The following is an 18,556-nucleotide window of genomic DNA, read 5'->3' as shown; positions in this document are numbered from 1 at the left end:
GCGTGGCAAGAGCCTCAACGCTAACCGATCGCGAGCAATCCCACCAGCGCGCCGCCGAACAGCAGCCATAGCGGGTGGATCCGCGTCGCGCTGCCCAGCAGCGCCACCACCGCGGTGATGGAGCCCAGCAGCCAGGAGTGGACCGAGGCCTCGGTGATCAGCGCGGCGCTGGCGGCCACCAGCCCCACCGTCATCGGGAAGATGCCGGCCTGGATCACGCCGCGCCACGGGCGGTCCTTGAAGCGTTCCCACAGCCCCAGGGCGATGATGGTGATGATCGAGGACGGCCCGAACTTGGCCAGCGTGGTGACCAGCATGCCGGCCCAGCCGGCCACGTGCCAGCCGACCAGCGTGACCACCATCAGGTTGGGGCCCGGCGCCGCCTGCCCCAGGGCGAACAGCGCGGAGAAATCGGCGGCCGTCATCCAGCCGTGCACCTCCACGACCTGGCGCTGCATCTCGGGCAGGATGGTGTTGCCGCCGCCGAAGGCCAGCACCGACAGCTGTGAAAAGATGATGGCGAGGGCGATCAGGGTCTGGATCATCGACGTTGCCTCCAGACCAGCAGGATGCTCAGGGGCGTGAGCACCGCCATGGTCGGCAGCAGCGGAATGCGCAGCACCGCGATGGCGATGAAACAGGCGGTGGCCACCGCGCCGGCCAGCCAGTCGCGGCGCTTGAGCACCGGCACGCCGATCTTGACCGCCATCGAGATCAGCAGCCCCGCCGCCGCGGCCGCCAGGCCGGCGAACAGATGCTGGATGTGCGGATCGTTCTGGAAACGGTCGTAGACCATGCCCAGCAGCACCACGATGGCCGAGGGCGCCAGGATCAGGCCCATCAGCGCCGCGAAGGCGCCGCGCGGGCCGCGGAACTTCATGCCCAGCGCCACCGACAGGTTGATGATGTTGCCGCCCGGCAGGAACTGGCACAGCCCCAGCAGGTCGGTGAATTCGGCCCCGGACAGCCAGCGGTGCTTTTCGACCACCATGCGGCGCGCCAGCGGCAGCGCGCCGCCGAAGGCGGTCAGGCCAAGCATGAGGAATCCGTAGAACAGTTGCCCGCAGGTGGGCGGCGGCCGCGTGGCGGCGTCGGGGGAATCAGGTGCTGCTGCGTTCATTGTCGTGTGGCCGTGGCCGGTCCGCGAAGCGCCGGCGCCGCGGCGCCGGGAGTGAAGGAATAGCTCGCAGCCTACTCCGGGGCCAAGATAATGTCTAATATATGACTGGTTAAACATTCATATTCAATGCATATGGCATCCGTCGATCTGCGGTTGTTGCGCTATTTCCTGGCGGTGGCCGAGGAATCCCACCTGACCAAGGCGGCCGCCCGGCTGGGCATCCGCCAGCCCCCACTCAGCCAGCAGATCCGCGTGCTGGAACAGGAGCTGGGCGTCACGCTGTTCCACCGGCTGCCGCGCGGCATGGAGCTGACCGAAAGCGGCCGGGCGCTGCTGGCCGATGCCCGCGGCATTCTGGCGCTGGTCGACCAGGCGGTCGACGGCGTGCGGCGGGTGTCGCTGGGCGAGGCCGGCCGGCTGACGGTCGGCTTCACCGGCTCGGCCGCCTTCCACCCGTTCGTGCCGTCCGTGATCCGGCGCTTTCGCGAAAGCGCGCCGCAGGTGCGCCTGGTGCTGGAGGAAAGCAGCACCGGCGAACTGATGGAGGACGTGCGCGCCGGCCGGGTCGACGTCGCCTTCATCCGCGGCGCGCACGGCGCCGACCGCGGCGTGGCGGTCGAAAGCGTGCTGGAGGAAACCATGCTGGCCGCCTTTCCCGCCGACCATCCGATGGTCAAGGGGCGCAGCCGCAAGCGCATCGCGCTGTCGGAGCTGGCCGAGGAATCGCTGATCCTGTACCGCCGCCACAGCGGCCCCGGCCTGTACGACGCCATCATCTCGGGCTGCCGCGCCGCCGGCTTCAGCCCGCGGGTGGCGCAGGAGGCGCCGCGCGTGCTGTCCACATTGAGCCTGGTGGCGGCGGGCCTGGGCGTGTCGCTGGTGCCGGCCTCGCTGCGCCGGGTCAACATCGAGGGCGTGGTGTACGTCAACGTCAGCGGCCCGGTGGAACTGCGCGCGCCGCTCACCCTGATCTGGCGCGACGCGCCGCTGTCGGGCGCGACCCGCCGGCTGATCGAGGAAGTGCGCGCGCATCGCGAGACACCGCAAGACTAGGGTCTGCCCACACGGAAAGAAGCGGTGTGGACAGGCCCCGGGCGCTACACTGGACGCCATCCTGGCTCTCGCTGCTCTCCCATGCATGCCCCCCACCCCATAGGCGTATACGACTCCGGCGTCGGCGGACTGAGCGTGCTGCGCGCCATCCGCGACACGCTGCCGCGGGAACACCTGCTGTACCTGGCGGATTCCGCCCACGTGCCCTACGGCGAGAAGACGCAGGAAACCGTGCAGCAGCGGGCGCTGGCCATCGCCGACTATTTCGTGTCGCGCCAGGCCAAGGCCATGGTGGTGGCCTGCAACACCGCCACCGCCGCCGCCATCGCGCTGCTGCGCGCCCGCCATCCCGACCTGGTCATCATCGGCGTGGAGCCGGCCATCAAGCCGGCCGCGCACCTGACGCGCAGCGGCGTGGTCGGCGTCTTCGCCACCACCGGCACGCTGGCCAGCCCCAAGTTCGCGGCGCTGGTGCAGCGCGAGGCGCCCGAGATCCGCATCCTGTTCCGGCCGTGCCCCGAATGGGTGCTGCAGGTCGAGCGCGGCGAGATCGACGGCCCCGCCGCCGCCCGCGTGGTGGCGGCGCCGGTGCGCGAACTGCTGGCGCAGGGCGCCGACGCGCTGGTGCTGGGCTGCACCCATTTCCCGTTCCTGCACGACGCGATCCAGGCCGCGGCGGGCGCGTCCGTGCCGCTGCTGGAAACCGGCGGCCCGGTGGCGCGCCGCCTGCGCCATCAACTGCAGGAGCGCGGGCTGCTGGCGCCGGACGGCGCCGGCTCGGTGTCGCTGGAAACCACCGGCGACGCCGCCACGCTGGGCCGCATGGCCGCCCTGCTGCTGGGCCTGCCGGCCGAGGCGGCGCAGACCCCGGCGCGCTGGCGCTGACGCAGCCTGCCGGCCATGCCGCCGCTGCGTCAGCGGCCCCTCCCCGCGCGGGACGCACGCCGCTGCGCGCGGACGATCCCGCTTCGTTTGATTCCGCGCATCCCGCCGCCGCCCAAGGCGCGGAATAATTTCGTACAGTGGAGATACTGCGGCCCTTCGCCGCGGCTCGCGGACAACAAGGAGACGTCGATGAAACGCATTCTGATCCCCGTGGATGGCTCGCAGCATGCCGTGCACGCCGTGCGGGCATTGCTCGCGGCGCGCGACTACGACCCGGTCGAACGGGTCGAACTGCTGACGGTGCAGATTCCGCTGCAGGCCGGCAAGATCGGCCGCGGCCTGTCACAGGCGGACATTGACGCCTACCACCAGGAAGAGGGCCAGGCCGCGCTGCGCGAAGCCAGCGCGCTGCTGGCCGAGGCCGGCGTGCCGTTCGGCCAGCGCGTCGAGACCGGCGCGACGGCGGACACCATCGTGCGCGTGGCCGGCGAGATCGACGCCGACGAGATCTTCATGGGCTCTCGCGGGCTGGGATCGGTGGCCGCGCTGTTCATGGGCTCGGTGGCCACCAAGGTCCTGCATCTGACGGACCTGCCCGTCACCCTGGTCAAGTAAGGAGGCCGCCATGCTGCATATCCTCGTGCCGGTCGACGGCTCCGACAACGCCAACCGCGCCGTGCTGCACGCGCGCCAGCTGGCGCAGGGTGCGCGCGCCGCGCGCATCCACCTGCTCAACATCCAGACGCCGCCGCAAGGCCGCGCCGGCCTGTCGCGGCTGGTCACCCAGGACATGATCGACGAATACTACGTGCGCGAAGGCCAGGAAGCCGCCGACGACGCACGCAAGCTGCTCGACGTCACCGGCACCGACTACACCAGCCACGTCGAATTCGGCAATGCCGCGGTCGAGATCGCCAACTACGCGCAGCAGCATCAATGCGCGCGTATCGTCATGGGCACGCGCGGCCATGGCGCACTGGCCGGCATGCTGATCGGCTCGGTCGCCAACCAGGTGGTGCAACTGGCGGAAGTGCCGGTGACGCTGGTGCGCTAGCGCGTACCCGTCGCGGTCGGCAGCGCCGGCAGCGTCAGCGTCACGCGCAGGCCGCCCAGCGGCGCCTGCGCGGCGCTGACCTGGCCGCCATAGGTGCCGGCCAGGTCGCGCACGATGTCCAGGCCCAGGCCCGACCCCGGCCGCTGCTCGTCCATGCGCACGCCACGCTCGAAGATGCGTTCGCGCTCGTCCTCGCCGATGCCGGGGCCGTCATCGTCGATCACGATCTGCAGGCGGTCCGGCGCCGATGCCCGCGCGCCGATGCGGACGCGATGCGTGGCCCATTTGCAGGCGTTGTCGAGCAGGTTGCCCACCATTTCCTGCAGGTCCTGCTCCTCGCCGCGGAATTCCAGGCCGTCGGCGAATTCCGCTATCTCCAGCTCCAGCCCGCGCGCCGCGTACAGGCGCTGCATGACCCGCAGCAGCGCCTGCACCGGAGCGCGCAAGGGCGTGCGCCCTCCGGCCGTGCCCGACGCCGCCGCGGCCCGCGCCCGCGCCAGGTGATAGTCGATCTGGCGCTGCGCCATCGCCACCTGCTCGCGCGCCAGGCGGGCGAACGCGCCGTCCTCGCGCGCGGCCGCGTTGCCCAGGATGGTGAGCGGCGTCTTGACGGCGTGCGCCAGGTTGCCGGCCTGCGTGCGGGCGCGCTGCACGATGTCCGCGTTGACCGCCAGCACGCGGTTGAAGTCGTCCACCAGCGGCTGGATTTCGCTGGGAAAGCGGCCGTCGATGTGCAGGCTGTTGCCGCCCTGCTGCGCGGCCAGCTGGCGCCGCAGCCGGCCCAGCGGCCGCAGCCCGATCGCCACCTGCACCACCGCCGCCGCCACCAGCCCGGCCGCCAGCGCGCCCAGCGACAACCGCAGCATGTGGTTGAAGCGTTCGATCGGTTCGGCCAGCACCGCGCGGTCGGCGGCCACGATCAGGCGCAACGTCACCGTGTCGGCGTCCTCGGGCTTGAGCAGGCGCGTCAGCGCGCTCAGGCGATGGTCCTGCGGACCGGCGATGTCATAGACGCCGTCGGCGCTGTCGGCCGCGGGCAGGGCCAGCACCTGGTCCCACAACGAGCGCGAACGCGCCACGCCGGCGGCCGCCACGCGGCCGTTGTCGTCGAGGCGGTCGATCTGCCAGTACAGCCCCGACAGCGGCTGCTCCAGGCGCGGATCGCTCAGGGGCGACGCCACCGCCGGCCGGCCATCGGGCGCCACGCTGACCGCCGCGGTCAGCTGGTTCATGTGCAGCGCCAGTTCGGCCCGCAGTTGTTCGGTGATGTGCTGGCGGAACAGGCTGCCCAGGCCCCAGCCGGCCAGCACGACGGTGACCGCGATCCAGGCGAGCGTGCCGGCCAGCAGGCGCCAGCGCAGCGAACCCGGCGCGCGCGGCGTGGTCATGAGGGACAGGCGAGCCGGTAGCCGAGCCCGCGCACGGTCTCGATGGTGTCGGGCGGCAGCTTCTTGCGCAGGCGGCCGATGAACACGTCGATGGTGTTGGAATCGCGGTCGTGGTCCTGCGCGTAGATATGCTCGATCAACTCGCCGCGCGAGACCACTTCGCCGGCGCGCTGCATCAGCACCGCCAACACCTTGAATTCGTGGCTGGTCAGGTTCAGCGGCAGGCCGTCGACGGTGGCCCTGGCCAGCCGCGTGTCGAGCATCAGCGGACCGCAGCGCCATTGCGCGCTGGCGTGGCTGCTGTGGCGGCGCAGCAGCGCGCGCACGCGGGCCAGCAGCTCTTCCATGTGGAAGGGCTTGGTGAGATAGTCGTCGGCGCCGGCGTCGATGCCGGCGACCTTCTCGTGCCAGTTGGCGCGCGCGGTCAGGATCAGCACCGGCATGCCGCGCCCGGCGGCGCGCCATTGCTTGAGCACGGTCAGGCCGTCCATCACCGGCAGGCCCAGGTCCAGCACCACCACGTCGTAGGTCTCGACCTCGCCCATGTAGTGGGCGCTGGCGCCGTCGGCCGCGGTGTCGACGGTGTAGCCCGCGTGGCGCAGGGCGTCGGCCAGTTGCGCGGCCAGGGTCGGTTCGTCTTCGACGACAAGCATGCGCATCAGTGTCGGTTCCGGAATTGGATGTCGCGGCCTTTCATGCCCAGCACGGTGCCGTCGCGCGCGTCGATCTTCAGCTTCACCAGGCTGCCGCCGGGCTGCAGCAGGCGGATCTCGTACAGGAACACGCCGTCGTCTTCCTCGAACTCGACCTTCACCACCTGGCCGGGAAAATCGCGCTCGACGATGTCCAGCACCGAACGCAGGGGCAGCACCTTGCCGGCCTGCAGCGCCTGGCGCGCCTGCTCGTGGTCGCTTTCATCGGCCACGCCCGCGCCCGGCCCGGCGGCCAGCGCCAGGACCAGCGCGCAGCCGGTCAGCCAGATTGCGATGCGCGAACGTGCGGCCATGGGGTTTCCGTGAGGGCAACGCAACCAGGGTAACCCGGCGCGCGGGGGAAAAACAGGGGAAGACAAGCGTCTCATTTATAGCGGATCAAACATGAACGGCGGGTGAACGGCGGCTTCAGAACGGGTTCATGCGCCCCCCCGAATAATGACGTCATGGCCGATCCACGGCCCGACTTCGACCCTCAGGAGAAAACCGCATGAACCCGATCCGCAAGACCCTGTCCGCCCTGGCCATCGGCGCCGCCACCCTCGCCGGCGCCGCCGCGCTGGCGCAGACCGCGCCCCAGCCCGCCGCTGCGCCGGCCGCAGCCGCACCGGCCGCCGCGGCCCCCGCCCAGGCCGCGCCCGCCGCGCAGATCCTGACCGTGCGCCAGATCTACGACACGCTCACCGCCGCGGGCTACCGCAACATCACCGAGATCGAGCTGGAGCATCACCGCGGCTACGACGTCAAGGCCGACAACCCGCAGGGCCAGCGCGTGAAGCTGCGCGTCGATGCGCAAAGCGGCGCCGTGTTGCGCAGCCGTATCAAGGACTGAGGCGGCCGCCATGAAAACCCGTTCCGCCCTGGGTCTCTTCCTGCTCGCGCTGACCGGCGCCTGGGCGGTCGACGCCCTCCTGCTGCAACCGGCGTCCGGCGCCGCCTGGCCCTGGGCGCTGCGCCAGCAGGCGCTGTACCTGACGGGCGTCTGGTCGATCGGCCTGATGTCGCTGATCATGTTGCTGGCGTTGCGTCCGGCCTGGCTGGAAGGCCCGCTGGGCGGAATGGACAAGATCTACCGGCTGCACAAATGGGCCGGCATCCTGGCCATCGGCGCGGGCGCGGCGCATTGGCTGGTCAAGCTGGCCAGCACGCCGCTGAAAGCGCTGGTGGGCATCGAAGGACGGCCCGCGCGCGACGCGGTGCTGGCCGTGCTGGCAGACTCGCGCGGGCTGGCCAAGGATCTGGGCGAATGGACGATCTATGCCCTGCTGGCCATGCTGGTCCTCACGCTGTGGCGGCGCTTTCCGTACCATGCGTGGCGCATCGTTCACCGCGCCATGCCGCTGGCCTTCCTGGTGCTGGCGTTTCACACGCTGGCGTTGGCGCCGGCCTATTACTGGAGCGGCCCGACCGGCGCGCTGCTGCTGCCTTTGATGGCGGGCGGCGCCGCGGCCGCGCTGCTGTCGCTGGCCGGCCGCATCGGCCAAGGCCGGCGCGTCGCCGGCAAGGTCACCGGGCTGGTCCGGCGCCCCGGCGACATCCTCGAAGTCACCTGTGAACTCGGCCCGCGCTGGCCGGGCCACGCGGCAGGGCAGTTCGCCTTCGTCACCTTCGACCGGCGCGAAGGCGCGCATCCGTTCACCATTGCGAGCGCGCCGCACGCCGGCCGCCACGACGTCACCTTCCAGATCAAGGCCCTGGGCGACTTCACCCGACGCCTGGCCGCCACGCTGCGCGAAGGCGCGCCGGTCACGGTCGAAGGCCCCTACGGCCGCTTCGAACGCCCGGCCGATCCCGCCGCCGGCCCGCAAGTGTGGGTCGCGGGCGGCATCGGCGTCACGCCGTTCCTGGCTTGGCTGGAAGCGGCCCGCGACGCGCCCGGCGACCGCCCGCCCGTATGGATGCACTATTGTGTGCGCGACGCCGGCGCCGACCCGTTCGTCGAGGTGCTGCGGCAACGCTGCGAGGCACTGGACAACATCACGCTGCAAGTGCACAGCGCGGCGCAGGGACAGCGACTGGATGCCGCCTCCCTGGCACAGGGCGAAGTGGCCGCCGGCCGGGTCGCCGACGTCTGGTACTGTGGCCCGGCTGGCCTGGCGACGGCGCTGCGCCAAGGGCTGCGGCGCCTGGGCCGCGGCGGCGTCCACTGGCGCCAGGAAGCCTTCGACATGCGCTAGGCAGTGGCGGAGCGGCCACCGCCGCGTCGTATGATGAAGGCTTGCCCATCCCGCGACTGGAGCCGCGCCATGCGAATTCGATACGTGTTGCCGGTGCTGGTCGTGGCCGCCGCCCTGGTGGCCGCCTGCGGCGAAGTCGCGCGCCTGCCGGTCGAGGCCGGCATGGGGCCGCGGCCCGAGCTGCCCGCGCCCAATCCCACGCTGATTCCCACGGTCAATACCGCCAAGGCGGTGGGCTGGGCCGACACCGGCCTGCCGACCCCGGCCAGCGGCCTGGCGGTGACCGCCTACGCCCGCGGCCTGGACCACCCGCGCTGGCTCTATGTGCTGCCCAACGGCGACGTGCTGGTGGCCGAGAGCAACGCGCCGCCCAAGCCGGCCGAGGCGTCCGGCGGCATCAAGGACTGGGCCGCCGGCATCGTCATGAAGCGGGCCGGCGCGCGCACGCCCAGCGCCAACCGCATCACCTTGCTGCGCGGCTTGACGCCCGACGGCGCGGCGCAGACGCGCAGCGTGTTCCTGGAAGGCCTGAACTCGCCCTTCGGCATGGCGCTGGTCGGCGACCAGCTGTACGTCGCCAACGCCGATGCGGTGCTGCAGTTTCCCTACCAGGCGGGCCAGACCCGCATCGATGCGCCCGGCGTCAAGGTGACGGACCTGCCCGCCGGCCGCAACCATCACTGGACCAAGAACCTCATCGCCAGCGCCGACGGCGCCAAGCTCTATGCGTCGGTCGGCTCGAACAGCAACGTCGGCGAAAACGGCATGGCCGAAGAGGAAGGCCGGGCCGCCATCTGGGAAATCGACGTCGCCAGCGGCGCCAAGCGCCTGTACGCCACCGGCCTGCGCAATCCGGTGGGCATGGCCTGGGGACCGGACGGCAAGACGCTCTGGACCGCGGTGAACGAACGCGACGAACTGGGTAGCGACCTGGTGCCCGACTACATGACCTCGGTGCGCGACGGCGGTTTCTATGGCTGGCCCTACAGCTACTTCGGCCAGCACGTCGACACCCGGGTAAAGCCGCCGCGCCCCGACCTGGTGGCGCAGGCGATCGTGCCCGACTACGCGCTGGGGCCGCATACCGCCTCGCTGGGGCTGGCCTGGTCCGGCGGCGCCACGCTGCCGGCCCCCTTCACGCACGGCATGTTCGTCGGCCAGCACGGTTCCTGGAACCGCGACCCGCGCAGCGGCTACAAGGTGATCTTCGTGCCGTTCACCGACGCGCGCGCGGACGGCCAGGCGCGCGACGTGCTGACCGGGTTCCTGGATGACGCCGGCCAGGCGCGCGGCCGGCCGGTGGGCGTGGCGCTGGACACGCGCGGCGCCCTGCTGGTGGCCGACGATGTCGGCAACGTGATCTGGCGCGAGGCCGGCGACGGGGGCACGCGCTGAGCGCGAGGCCGGCGACGGGGGCACCGCCGGAGCGGCCGGCCGGGACCGCGCCAGGACAATCCGCTGGCGCCGGCTTGCGCTGCGTCAAACCCCTGGCGGACGGTCTTGCGCCGCGAGGCGTAGACTGGAACGACAATACCGCAACGGCCGCGAGGCTCCGCCCGGCGGAGCGCGCGGTTCCACTCCCCTCGACCCCTGGAGGCACGAACATGCTGTTGAAGAATCTCTGCGCCGCGGCCGTCCTGGCCCTGGCCTCTGCCCCGGTGCTGGCCGCCGAATGCTCGGTGGATATCGCCGGCAACGACCAGATGCAGTTCGACAAGAAGGAAATCACGGTCAGCAAGAGCTGCAAGCAATTCACCGTGAACCTCAAGCACCCCGGCACGCTGGCCAAGAACGTCATGGGCCACAACTGGGTGCTGACCAAGCAGGTCGACATGCAGGGCGCCGTCAACGACGGCATGGCCGCCGGCCTGGACAACAACTACGTCAAGAAGGACGACGCCCGCGTCATCGCCCACACCAAGGTGATCGGCGGCGGCGAGACCGATTCGGTCACGTTCGACGTCAGCAAGCTGGCCGCGGGCCAGGACTACACCTACTTCTGCTCGTTCCCCGGCCATTTCGCGCTGATGAAGGGCGTGCTCAAGCTGGTCGACTGATCGCCCCTGCCGGCCTCGCGGGATCTGCGCGAGGCCGCCGCGCCCGCCCCTACAATGGCCGTTTTCCGACACCCTGGGGAACGACGCATGAGCACGGATAAAGTGGCAATCATCACCGCCGGCGGCAGCGGCATGGGCGCGGCGGCGGCGCGCAAACTCGCGGCCGACGGCTACCGCGTGGCGATCCTGTCCTCGTCCGGCAAGGGCGAGGCGCTGGCCGCCGAGCTGGGCGGCCTGGGCGTGACCGGCTCGAACCGCTCGCCCGAGGACCTGGCCCGGCTGGTGGACGCGACCCTGCAGCAGTGGGGCCGCATCGACGCCGTGGTCAACAGCGCCGGCCACGGCCCCAAGGGCCCGCTGCTGGAAATCAGCGACGACGACTGGCACCTGGGCATGGAGTTCTACCTGCTCAACGTGGTGCGCATCGCGCGCCTGGTGGCGCCGGTCATGAAGCAGCAGAAATCCGGCGCCATCGTCAACATCTCGACCTACGCCACCTTCGAGCCGGAAGCGCTGTTCCCCACGTCCGGCGTGTTCCGCGCCGGCCTGGCCGCGTTCACCAAGGTGTTCGCGGACGAATACGCCGAGCACAACGTGCGCATGAACAACGTGCTGCCCGGCTTCATCGACAGCCTGCCGGAAAAGGAAGACCGGCGCGTGCGCATCCCGATGGGCCGCTACGGCACCGCCGAGGAAGTGGCCGACCTGATCGCCTTCCTGGCTTCCGACGCCTCTTCCTACATCACCGGGCAGAACATCCGCATCGACGGCGGCATCACCCGTTCGGTCTAGTCCGCGCGGACCGGCCCGCCAGCGCGGGCCGGTGCTCTTCTGCGGCGACGGCTCATTCAAATGGATTAGTCCCTCGTCCGAATGGCGGGCTTGAAGCGCCCCCCGGCGCTTCGGTACCGTAAGGGCTCGCATTCGATCCCGGGGCTGCCTGCATGTCCGCGTCGCCGTCCGAAGCGGCGCCGGCCGTTTCATCCCCCCGCCCTCCCCCCACGCCCGGCCAGGCCTCGCGCTTCCTGGCGCAGGCCACCTTCGGCCCGACGCCGGCGCTGATCGACGCGGTGGTGCGCGACGGCTACGCCCGCTGGCTCGACGCGCAACTGGCGCTGCCGCCCTCGCAAAGCCATTTCGACTGGCTGCTGCAGCAAGGCAAGAACACCGAGGCCTACAAGGGCAACGGCATCAACGCGCCGCTCGAATCGACGCTGTGGCGCAAGTTCATCAGCGCCGAGGACCAGGTGCGCACGCGCGTGGCGTTCGCGCTGTCGGAGATCTTCGTGGTCGGCGTGACGTCGATCACCGCCAACTGGCCGCTGTTCGGCGCCGCCAGTTTCATGGACCTGCTGGCCGAACATGCCTTCGGCAACTATCAGGACCTGCTCACCGCCGTCACCCGCAACCTGTCGATGGGCTGCATGCTGACCTATCGCGGCAACCGCAAGGAAGATCCGCGCACCGGTCGCCACCCCGACGAGAACTATGCGCGCGAGGTGATGCAGCTGTTCAGCATCGGCCTGGTCGAGTTGAACCGCGACGGCACGCCGCGACTGGCGAACGGCGCCCCCGTGGAGACCTACGACAATGCCGACGTGCAGGGACTGGCCAAGGTCTTCACCGGCTGGCACCTGGACGGGCCCGAGACCGACGTGCAGTTCCACCGCCGTCCGATGGCACTCAACCCGGCGCTGCATTCGCTGGCCGAAAAACGCTTCCTGGGCGCGATGATCCCGCCGGGCACCGATGGCCATCTGTCGTTGCAGCGCGCGATGGAAGTGATCAGCGCGCACCCCAACGTGGGGCCGTTCATCGGCACGCAGCTGATCCAGCGGCTGGTCACCAGCAACCCGAGCCCGGCCTATGTCGGGCGCGTGGCGGCCGCGTTCGACGACGACGGCCACGGCGCGCGCGGCAACCTCAAGGCGGTGGTGCGCGCCATCCTGCTTGACGACGCGGCGCGCCAGCCCGACCTGGCCGCGCCGGGCTGGGGCAAGGTGCGCGAACCCATCCTGCGCTTCTCCGGCTGGGCGCGCGCCTTCGGCGCCACCTCCACCAACGGCGCCTGGGCCATGCCCGACACCACCGACAACACCATCCGGCTGGCGCAGAGCCCGATGCGCTCGGCCAGCGTGTTCAATTTCTTCCGGCCGCGCTACACGCCGCCCGTCACCGAGCTGGCGCGGCGCGGCCTGGTGGCGCCGGAATTGCAGATCACCGATGAGACCAGCATCGCCGGCTACCTGAATTTCGTGGCCATCTATGTCGATCGCGGCTGGGAAGACCTGCAGACGCCATATAGCGCCGAGATCGCCCTGGCCGCCGACGCCGACGCGCTGGTGGCGCGGGTCGTGCTGCTGCTGGCGGGCGATGCCTTCAGCGCGGCCACGGCCCAGGCCATCGCGCAGACCGTCGACACCCTGCCGCGCGAACGGCCGCGCGACCGCGTGCGCGCCGCCATCACGCTGGTGGCGGCCAGCCCCGAATACCTGGTGCAGAAATGAAGGCCGACCGCCGCGAATTCCTGCTGCGCGCCTGCGCCCTGGGGGCCACGCACGCCGCCGCGCCGCTGGCGCTGAACCTGGCGGCGCTGGGCGCGGCGGCGGCGCAATCCGCGCCGCCCGGCGACTACAAGGCGCTGGTGTGCGTGTTCCTGTATGGCGGCAACGATCCGTTCAACACGCTGGTGCCGTTCGATGCGCCGGCCTACCGCGCCTATGCCGCGGCGCGCACCGACATCGCCTTGCGGCGCGACGCGCTGGCGGCCACCGCGCTGCGCGGCAAGGCACCCGCCGCCGCCGGCGCCCAATTCGCGCTGGCCCCGGCCCTGGCACCGCTGGCGCCGCTGTTCGAGCGCGGCGAGATGGCGGTGGTGCTGAACGTCGGCCCGCTGGTGGTGCCCACCAGCAAGGCGGAATATATCGGCGCGCGCGTGCCGCTGCCGCCCAAGCTGTTCTCGCACAACGACCAGCAGTCGTACTGGCAGGCGCTGGCGCCGGAAGGCGCCTCATCCGGCTGGGCCGGACGGCTGACGGACCTGTACGCCGACATCAACGCGCAGCGCAGCTTCACCGGCATCACCGCGGGCGGCAGCACCGTGCTGCTGGCGGGCCGCCACGTGGCCGGCTACCGGGTCGGCGTGAACGGCTCGACCCGCATCGAGCTGCTGACGCGCGACATGTACGGATCCAGCGCCTGCACCGCGCTGCTGCGCCAGCTGATCACGCAACCGCGCGAGCACCTGATGGAGCGCGAGATGTCGCGCATCGCGGCGCAGTCGATCGACGCCGATGCGCGGTTGCGGGCGGCGCTGTCGGGCGTGGCGGTGCCGGGCGATTTCGACTCGCCGCTGGCACAGCAGCTCAAGATCGTGGCGCGCATCATCGCCGCGCGCCAGGCGCTGGGCGCGCGCCGCCAGGTGTTCTTCGTCTCGCAGAACGGCTACGACAACCACACCGGCCTGAACGACACCCATCCCGCCCTGCTCAAGGAACTGGGCCAGGCGCTGGCCGTCTTCCAGGAAGCCCTGGCGGGCCTGGGCGTGGCGCGCCAGGTCACCACCTTCACCGCCTCGGAATTCGGCCGCACGCTGGGATCGAACGGCAACGGTTCGGACCATGGCTGGGGCGCGCATCATTTCGTGCTGGGCGGCGCCGTCGATGGCGGCCGCATCCTCGGCACGCATCCGGCCATCGCGCCGGATGGCCCGGGCTTCGTCGACAACGGCCGGCTGCTGCCGACGCTGGCGGTGGAACAGCTGGGCGCGGCGCTGGGCGGCTGGTTCGGCGCCAGCGCGGACGATCTGCGGCTGGTGTTTCCGAACCTGCGCCATTTCGACGCCGCGCCGCTGGCGCTGTTCACAGCGCCGCGTGGATCGTCGACGCCAGCCGCTTCCACTTGACGGCCTCTTCGCGCACGAACGCGGCAAGCTCGGCCGGCGTGCTGGTGCGCACCTCGGCGCCCTGGTCGTCGATCTTGCCGGCCACGGCCGGGTCGTTCAGTGCGCCATTGAGCGCGGTGTTCAGCCTGGCGACCACCTGCGGGTCGGCGTTGGCGGGCGCGAACACCGCGTACCACTGCGCCACGTCCACGCCCTGCACGCCCAGTTCGGCCAGCGTCGGCATGTCGGGCAGCACCTTGGCGCGGCGCGTGCCGGCCACGCCCAGCGCGCGGATCTTGCCCGACTTCAGGTGCGGATAGGCGCTGAACAGGCTGGGAAACATGACCTGGGTGACGCCGGCCAGCGTGTCCGTCATGGCGGGCGCCGAGCCCTTGTAGGGAATCTCCAGCATGGCCGCGCCGGTGGCGCGGTTGAACAGTTCGCCCGCCACCGCCGGCGCCGTGCCCGGACCGGCCGAGGCGTAGCTCAGGCCGTCGGGATGGGCCTGGCCGTACTTGAGCAGGCCCGGCACGTCCTGCACGCCGATGCTGCTGGACACCACCATCAGCGTGGGCGAGTCGGCCACCATGCCGATCGCTGTGAAGTCGCGCACCGGATCGTAGTTGAGCTTCTGCAGCGCCGGGTTGATGCCGTGCGTGCCGATGTAGCCCAGCATCAGGGTGTAGCCGTCGGCCGGCTGGCGCGCCACGTAGTCGGCCGCGATGGCGCCCTGCGCGCCGGGCTTGTTGACCACGATGACGGTCTGGCCCAGCAGTTCGCCCATCTTCTGCCCGATCACGCGGGCCAGGGTGTCGTTGCCGCCGCCGGCGGCGGTGGGCACCACCATGGTGATGGCGCGTTCGGGAAATTCGGCGTGCGCGGCCGGGCTGCCCAGGACCAGGCAAAGCGCGGCGGCGCACAGGGTGCTGCGGGTGGGAAAAGCCATGTCATGTCTCCTGATGGTTCTGTGGCCGGTCTCTGCGGACCGCTGTGTCTGGGGTCGGAAGCGGGTCGCCCCGCTGCCTTCATGTTTCGGTGGCGCAGGCCTTGCGTGGCCTGCGGGTACGGCATCCGTGGCGACGGCCTAGGCCGCCAGCGCGGCGTGCGCCGGCTGCGGCCGGATCGCGCGTTCCTCCCGCGCCGGCACGTAGCGCCCCGGCACGTACAGCAGGCCCTTCATGATCTTGCGCGCGGTGCGCACCAGCCCGGCGGCCCGCACTTCGCCGCTGGCGTCGTCCAGCCTGACATCGATGTCCATGCCGCCCGACGGGTGCTCGATGCGCACGCCGCGGTAGCCTGGCCGCGGCGCCGGCCCGCCGCAGTCATGCGCCACGGTGCCCGGCATGAGAAAGGCCGCGGCCACGCCGACGGCGCCGGTGGCGGCATGGGCGCGGTGGCAGGCGTGCGGCGTGAAGTAGCGCGAGCGGATGGACAGGATGGCCGGATCGCCGCCGGGCGCCAGCAGCACCGGCTTGGGGATGACGCTGTTCGACACATCGCCCAGGCCCATGCGGGCGCCGGCCTCGCGGCGGATGCGCTCCAGGCGAGCCAGCAGCGCCGGGTGGGCGTCCAGCTCGGCCGGCGATTCGTCGCCGCGCAGGCCGAAGTCGGCGGCGCGCAACAGCACCATCGGCATGGCCGCGTCGATCAGCGTGGCGGCCACGCCGTCCACGGTTTCCTGCCGTTGGCCGCTGGGGAACAGGCGGCCGGTGACCGCGCCCCAGGCGTCCAGGAAGTTCAGGCGCACCGGCGCGGCCACGCCCGGCACGCCGTCGATGCGCGCCTCGCCTTCGTAGGTCAGGCGGCCGCCCGGCGTCTGCACCACCGCCTCGATCACGGCGCCGGTGTTGACATTGTGCACCCGCACCGCGGTTTCGCCGTCGGCCGCGGCGATCAGGCCCTCGTCGATGGCGAAGGGCGCGGCGCCCGACAGCATGTTGCCGCAGTTGGGACGGGTGTCGACGCTGGCGCGGTCCACCGAGACCTGCGCGAACAGATAGTCGATGTCGCAGTCCGGCCGGGTCGAGCGCGACACGATCGCGACCTTGCTGGTCAGCGAATTGCCGCCGCCCAGGCCGTCGACCTGCAGCGCGTGGGGCGAGCCCATGGCCTGCAGCAGCAGCCGGTCGCGCTCGGCGGGATCGGCGGGCAGCCAGTCGCTGAGGAAGAAGGGGCCGCGGGAGGTGCCGCCGCGCATCAGTACGCAAGGGATGATCGTTTCCATGCGGTGCATTCTGCGACGGCGCGGCTATTATTTGAATTGCAACTTACGGATGGATTAATGCATGGCACGCATCAATTTCGATTTGCAGGAATTGCAGGCCTTCGTGGCCGTGGCCGAACGCGCCAGTTTCCGCGCCGCGGCCGAAGACCTGAACCTGTCGCAGCCGGCGCTGAGCCGCCGCATCGACAAGCTGGAGGACCTGCTGGGCGCGCGCCTGCTGGAACGCACCACCCGCCGGGTGTCCCTGACCCACGTCGGCCGCATCTTCCTGGAGCGGGCCCGCGGCGCCATCGACGAACTGGAGCGCGCGGTGCTCAGCATCGGCGACCTGGCGGCGCAGCGCGGCGGGCTGGTGACCGTGGCCTGCGTGCCGTCGGTGGCCTATTACTTCCTGCCCGCCATCATTCACGACTACGCCGAGCGCTTTCCGCGGATACGGGTCCGCATCATCGACGAGACCGCCCACACCGTGCTCAACAGCGTGGTCACCGGCCGCGCCGACTTCGGCATCAGCTTTTTTGGCACCCAGGAGCCGGACGTGGATTTCAAGGCGGTGCTGCGCGAGGACTTCGTGCTGGCGGTGCACCGCGACCATCCGCTGGCCGCGCGCCGCAGCGTATCGTGGGAGGAGCTGTCGCAGGAACGCTTCATGACCGTGGCCAAGGAAAGCGGCAACCGCCTGCTGATCGACGACGCCCTGGCCAAGAGCGGCAAGCGCACCGTCAGCGCCTTCGAGGTCAGCCACGTCATGACCCTGCTGGGCCTGGTGGAAGCCGGCCTGGGCGTGGCGGCGGTGCCCCAGCTAGCGATGCCGCCGGCCGGCCACCCCACCCTGGCGGGCATCAAGCTGGAGCATCCGCGCGTCACCCGCAGCCTGGGTTTGATCTCGCGCAGGGGCCGCCCCCTGGCGCCAGCGGCGCAACAGCTCTATAACCTCATCCACCAGGCCGGCAAAAGCGCCAAGCGTGGTCCCCTCAAGCAACCTGAAGCCGCACCATGAGCCCCCATTCCCTGGCGCTGCAAGCCGCCACCGAAGACGACCTGCCGTTCCTGCTGTCGCTGCGCAAGGCGACCATGACCGAACACCTGGCCCGCGCCGGCGCGCCGCAGGACGACGCGCATCACCTGGCGCGCATCCGCCACCACTTCGACGACGCCCAGATCGTCTGGCTGCACGGCCGCCCGGCCGGCCTGTTCAAGACCTTCCGCGACCCGGCCGGCTGGCGCGTCGTGCAGATCCAGATCGACCCGGCCTTCCAGGGCCAGGGGCTGGGCCGGCGCCTGCTGGCGGGCCTGCTGCGGCAGGCGGACGACGAAGGCGCCCCGGTCACCCTGTCCGTCCTGAAGGGCAACCCCGCCCGCCGGCTCTACGAGTCGCTGGGCTTCACCCCCGTGGAGGAGACCGCCCTGGAAATAGAAATGCGCTACGAACCCGCCCCGCACCCCCGCGGCCACGCCTGACGGCGGCCCGTCGCAAGGGGCCCGCGCGAGGCTCGGCTGGATCGTCATCCCCGGCCCTCCACTTTTTTTGTCCCGCGGCGGAATATTCCCGTTTCGCCCGGCGTCTGTAGAGGGCAGTCCCCCACTTTCCCATCTACGAGGCACGACATGCGTACTCAAATCGCCGCAGCCCTGGTTCTCTCCTCCGCCGCCCTGTTCTCGGCCGGCGCCCACGCCCAGGCCGTCAAGACCCAGGACGGCGTCCTGGTCAACAGCGCCGGCATGACCCTGTACACCTTCGACAAGGATGCGGGCGGCAAGAGCGCCTGCAACGACCAGTGCGCCAAGATCTGGCCCCCGGTCACCGCCGCCGCCGACGCCAAGGCCTCGGGCGACCTCAGCATCATCACCCGCGACGACGGTTCCAAGCAATGGGCCTACAAGGGCAAGCCGGTCTACCTGTATGCCAAGGACGCCAAGCCGGGCGACAAGACCGGCGACAACTTCAAGGACGTCTGGCACGTCATCAAGCCCTGATCCGGCCGCGCCGCCCATCCACGCC

Annotated in this window: 21 protein-coding genes; 14 read left to right on the top strand and 7 right to left on the bottom strand. The window is 70.9% G+C overall.

What is annotated here, in order from left to right:
* Nucleotides 1–20: 20 nt before the first annotated feature.
* Nucleotides 21–545, bottom strand: coding sequence for a chromate transporter (locus tag I6I07_RS13535; RefSeq protein WP_198487029.1), 525 nt, complete (start codon nt 543–545; stop codon nt 21–23).
* Nucleotides 542–1,120 (bottom strand): chromate transporter, encoded by a 579-nt coding sequence (locus tag I6I07_RS13530; RefSeq protein ID WP_198487028.1) that lies wholly within the window; start codon nt 1,118–1,120, stop codon nt 542–544. Before I6I07_RS13530 ends, I6I07_RS13535 begins: the two co-directional genes overlap by 4 nt.
* 132 nt (nt 1,121–1,252) lie before the next feature.
* Between I6I07_RS13530 and I6I07_RS13525 the strand changes: the two genes are divergently transcribed.
* From I6I07_RS13525 to I6I07_RS13510, 4 genes are all read left to right on the top strand, one after another.
* Nucleotides 1,253–2,173 (top strand): LysR family transcriptional regulator, encoded by a 921-nt coding sequence (locus I6I07_RS13525; protein ID WP_198487027.1) that lies wholly within the window; start codon nt 1,253–1,255, stop codon nt 2,171–2,173.
* An 81-nt stretch (nt 2,174–2,254) separates the two neighbouring features.
* Entirely contained in the window at nt 2,255–3,058 is an 804-nt protein-coding gene (gene murI, locus I6I07_RS13520) for a glutamate racemase (protein ID WP_198487026.1), read from the top strand.
* Nucleotides 3,059–3,247: 189 nt separating this feature from the next.
* Entirely contained in the window at nt 3,248–3,673 is a 426-nt protein-coding gene (locus I6I07_RS13515; protein ID WP_061073575.1) for a universal stress protein, read from the top strand.
* Nucleotides 3,674–3,683: 10 nt separating this feature from the next.
* A complete protein-coding gene (locus I6I07_RS13510; RefSeq protein ID WP_198487025.1) occupies nt 3,684–4,112 on the top strand; it encodes a universal stress protein in 429 nt (142 codons plus the stop codon).
* Here I6I07_RS13510 and I6I07_RS13505 read toward each other — a convergent pair.
* The 3 genes from I6I07_RS13505 to I6I07_RS13495 are packed head-to-tail and all read right to left on the bottom strand — an operon-like array spanning nt 4,109 to nt 6,506.
* The gene (locus I6I07_RS13505) at nt 4,109–5,500 is read right to left on the bottom strand and encodes a sensor histidine kinase (protein ID WP_198487024.1); all 1,392 of its coding nucleotides are present in this window, start codon (nt 5,498–5,500) and stop codon (nt 4,109–4,111) included. The genes I6I07_RS13510 and I6I07_RS13505 overlap by 4 nt on opposite strands.
* Nucleotides 5,497–6,159: a response regulator transcription factor gene (locus I6I07_RS13500; RefSeq protein WP_198487023.1), complete on the bottom strand. Its 663-nt coding sequence runs from the start codon at nt 6,157–6,159 to the stop codon at nt 5,497–5,499. Before I6I07_RS13500 ends, I6I07_RS13505 begins: the two co-directional genes overlap by 4 nt.
* Nucleotides 6,159–6,506, bottom strand: coding sequence for a PepSY domain-containing protein (locus I6I07_RS13495; protein WP_006390935.1), 348 nt, complete (start codon nt 6,504–6,506; stop codon nt 6,159–6,161). Before I6I07_RS13495 ends, I6I07_RS13500 begins: the two co-directional genes overlap by 1 nt.
* Nucleotides 6,507–6,703: 197 nt before the next feature.
* On the opposite strand from I6I07_RS13495, the gene I6I07_RS13490 reads away from it, so the two are divergent.
* The 7 genes from I6I07_RS13490 (at nt 6,704) to I6I07_RS13460 (ending at nt 14,351) form a co-directional block, all read left to right on the top strand.
* Entirely contained in the window at nt 6,704–7,045 is a 342-nt protein-coding gene (locus tag I6I07_RS13490) for a PepSY domain-containing protein (protein ID WP_198487022.1), read from the top strand.
* A 10-nt stretch (nt 7,046–7,055) separates the two neighbouring features.
* Entirely contained in the window at nt 7,056–8,390 is a 1,335-nt protein-coding gene (locus tag I6I07_RS13485; RefSeq protein ID WP_198487021.1) for a ferric reductase-like transmembrane domain-containing protein, read from the top strand.
* A gap of 69 nt (nt 8,391–8,459) precedes the next feature.
* Entirely contained in the window at nt 8,460–9,785 is a 1,326-nt protein-coding gene (locus tag I6I07_RS13480; RefSeq protein WP_198487020.1) for a PQQ-dependent sugar dehydrogenase, read from the top strand.
* A gap of 209 nt (nt 9,786–9,994) precedes the next feature.
* Nucleotides 9,995–10,447: an azurin gene (gene azu / locus I6I07_RS13475; RefSeq protein WP_198487019.1), complete on the top strand. Its 453-nt coding sequence runs from the start codon at nt 9,995–9,997 to the stop codon at nt 10,445–10,447.
* Nucleotides 10,448–10,534: 87 nt separating this feature from the next.
* Nucleotides 10,535–11,239: an SDR family oxidoreductase gene (locus I6I07_RS13470; protein ID WP_198487018.1), complete on the top strand. Its 705-nt coding sequence runs from the start codon at nt 10,535–10,537 to the stop codon at nt 11,237–11,239.
* A 152-nt stretch (nt 11,240–11,391) separates the two neighbouring features.
* The gene (locus tag I6I07_RS13465; protein ID WP_198487017.1) at nt 11,392–12,954 is read left to right on the top strand and encodes a DUF1800 domain-containing protein; all 1,563 of its coding nucleotides are present in this window, start codon (nt 11,392–11,394) and stop codon (nt 12,952–12,954) included.
* The gene (locus I6I07_RS13460) at nt 12,951–14,351 is read left to right on the top strand and encodes a DUF1501 domain-containing protein (RefSeq protein ID WP_198487016.1); all 1,401 of its coding nucleotides are present in this window, start codon (nt 12,951–12,953) and stop codon (nt 14,349–14,351) included. Before I6I07_RS13465 ends, I6I07_RS13460 begins: the two co-directional genes overlap by 4 nt.
* Here I6I07_RS13460 and I6I07_RS13455 read toward each other — a convergent pair.
* Both I6I07_RS13455 and I6I07_RS13450 read right to left on the bottom strand, forming a co-directional pair.
* Nucleotides 14,308–15,276 (bottom strand): Bug family tripartite tricarboxylate transporter substrate binding protein, encoded by a 969-nt coding sequence (locus I6I07_RS13455; RefSeq protein ID WP_061073567.1) that lies wholly within the window; start codon nt 15,274–15,276, stop codon nt 14,308–14,310. The two genes, I6I07_RS13460 and I6I07_RS13455, sit on opposite strands and share 44 nt — an antisense overlap.
* Before the next feature lie 138 nt (nt 15,277–15,414).
* Nucleotides 15,415–16,554: a 4-oxalomesaconate tautomerase gene (locus tag I6I07_RS13450; RefSeq protein WP_198487015.1), complete on the bottom strand. Its 1,140-nt coding sequence runs from the start codon at nt 16,552–16,554 to the stop codon at nt 15,415–15,417.
* 61 nt (nt 16,555–16,615) lie between these two features.
* Between I6I07_RS13450 and I6I07_RS13445 the strand changes: the two genes are divergently transcribed.
* The 3 genes from I6I07_RS13445 to I6I07_RS13435 all read left to right on the top strand — a co-directional run bounded on the left by I6I07_RS13445 (nt 16,616) and on the right by I6I07_RS13435 (nt 18,531).
* A complete protein-coding gene (locus I6I07_RS13445) occupies nt 16,616–17,554 on the top strand; it encodes a LysR family transcriptional regulator (protein WP_198487014.1) in 939 nt (312 codons plus the stop codon).
* Nucleotides 17,551–18,015 (top strand): GNAT family N-acetyltransferase, encoded by a 465-nt coding sequence (locus tag I6I07_RS13440; protein WP_198487013.1) that lies wholly within the window; start codon nt 17,551–17,553, stop codon nt 18,013–18,015. The genes I6I07_RS13445 and I6I07_RS13440 overlap by 4 nt, the downstream gene beginning before the upstream one ends.
* Nucleotides 18,016–18,162: 147 nt before the next feature.
* Nucleotides 18,163–18,531, top strand: coding sequence for a hypothetical protein (locus tag I6I07_RS13435; protein ID WP_054428606.1), 369 nt, complete (start codon nt 18,163–18,165; stop codon nt 18,529–18,531).
* Nucleotides 18,532–18,556: the final 25 nt, after the last annotated feature.

The sequence above is a fragment of the Achromobacter deleyi genome (genome assembly GCF_016127315.1).
GTDB classification, from domain to species: Bacteria; Pseudomonadota; Gammaproteobacteria; order Burkholderiales; family Burkholderiaceae_B; genus Achromobacter; species Achromobacter insuavis_A.
The sequence above is the reverse complement of the archived record's forward strand: the minus strand, read 5'-3'. Positions and strand labels throughout refer to the sequence as shown.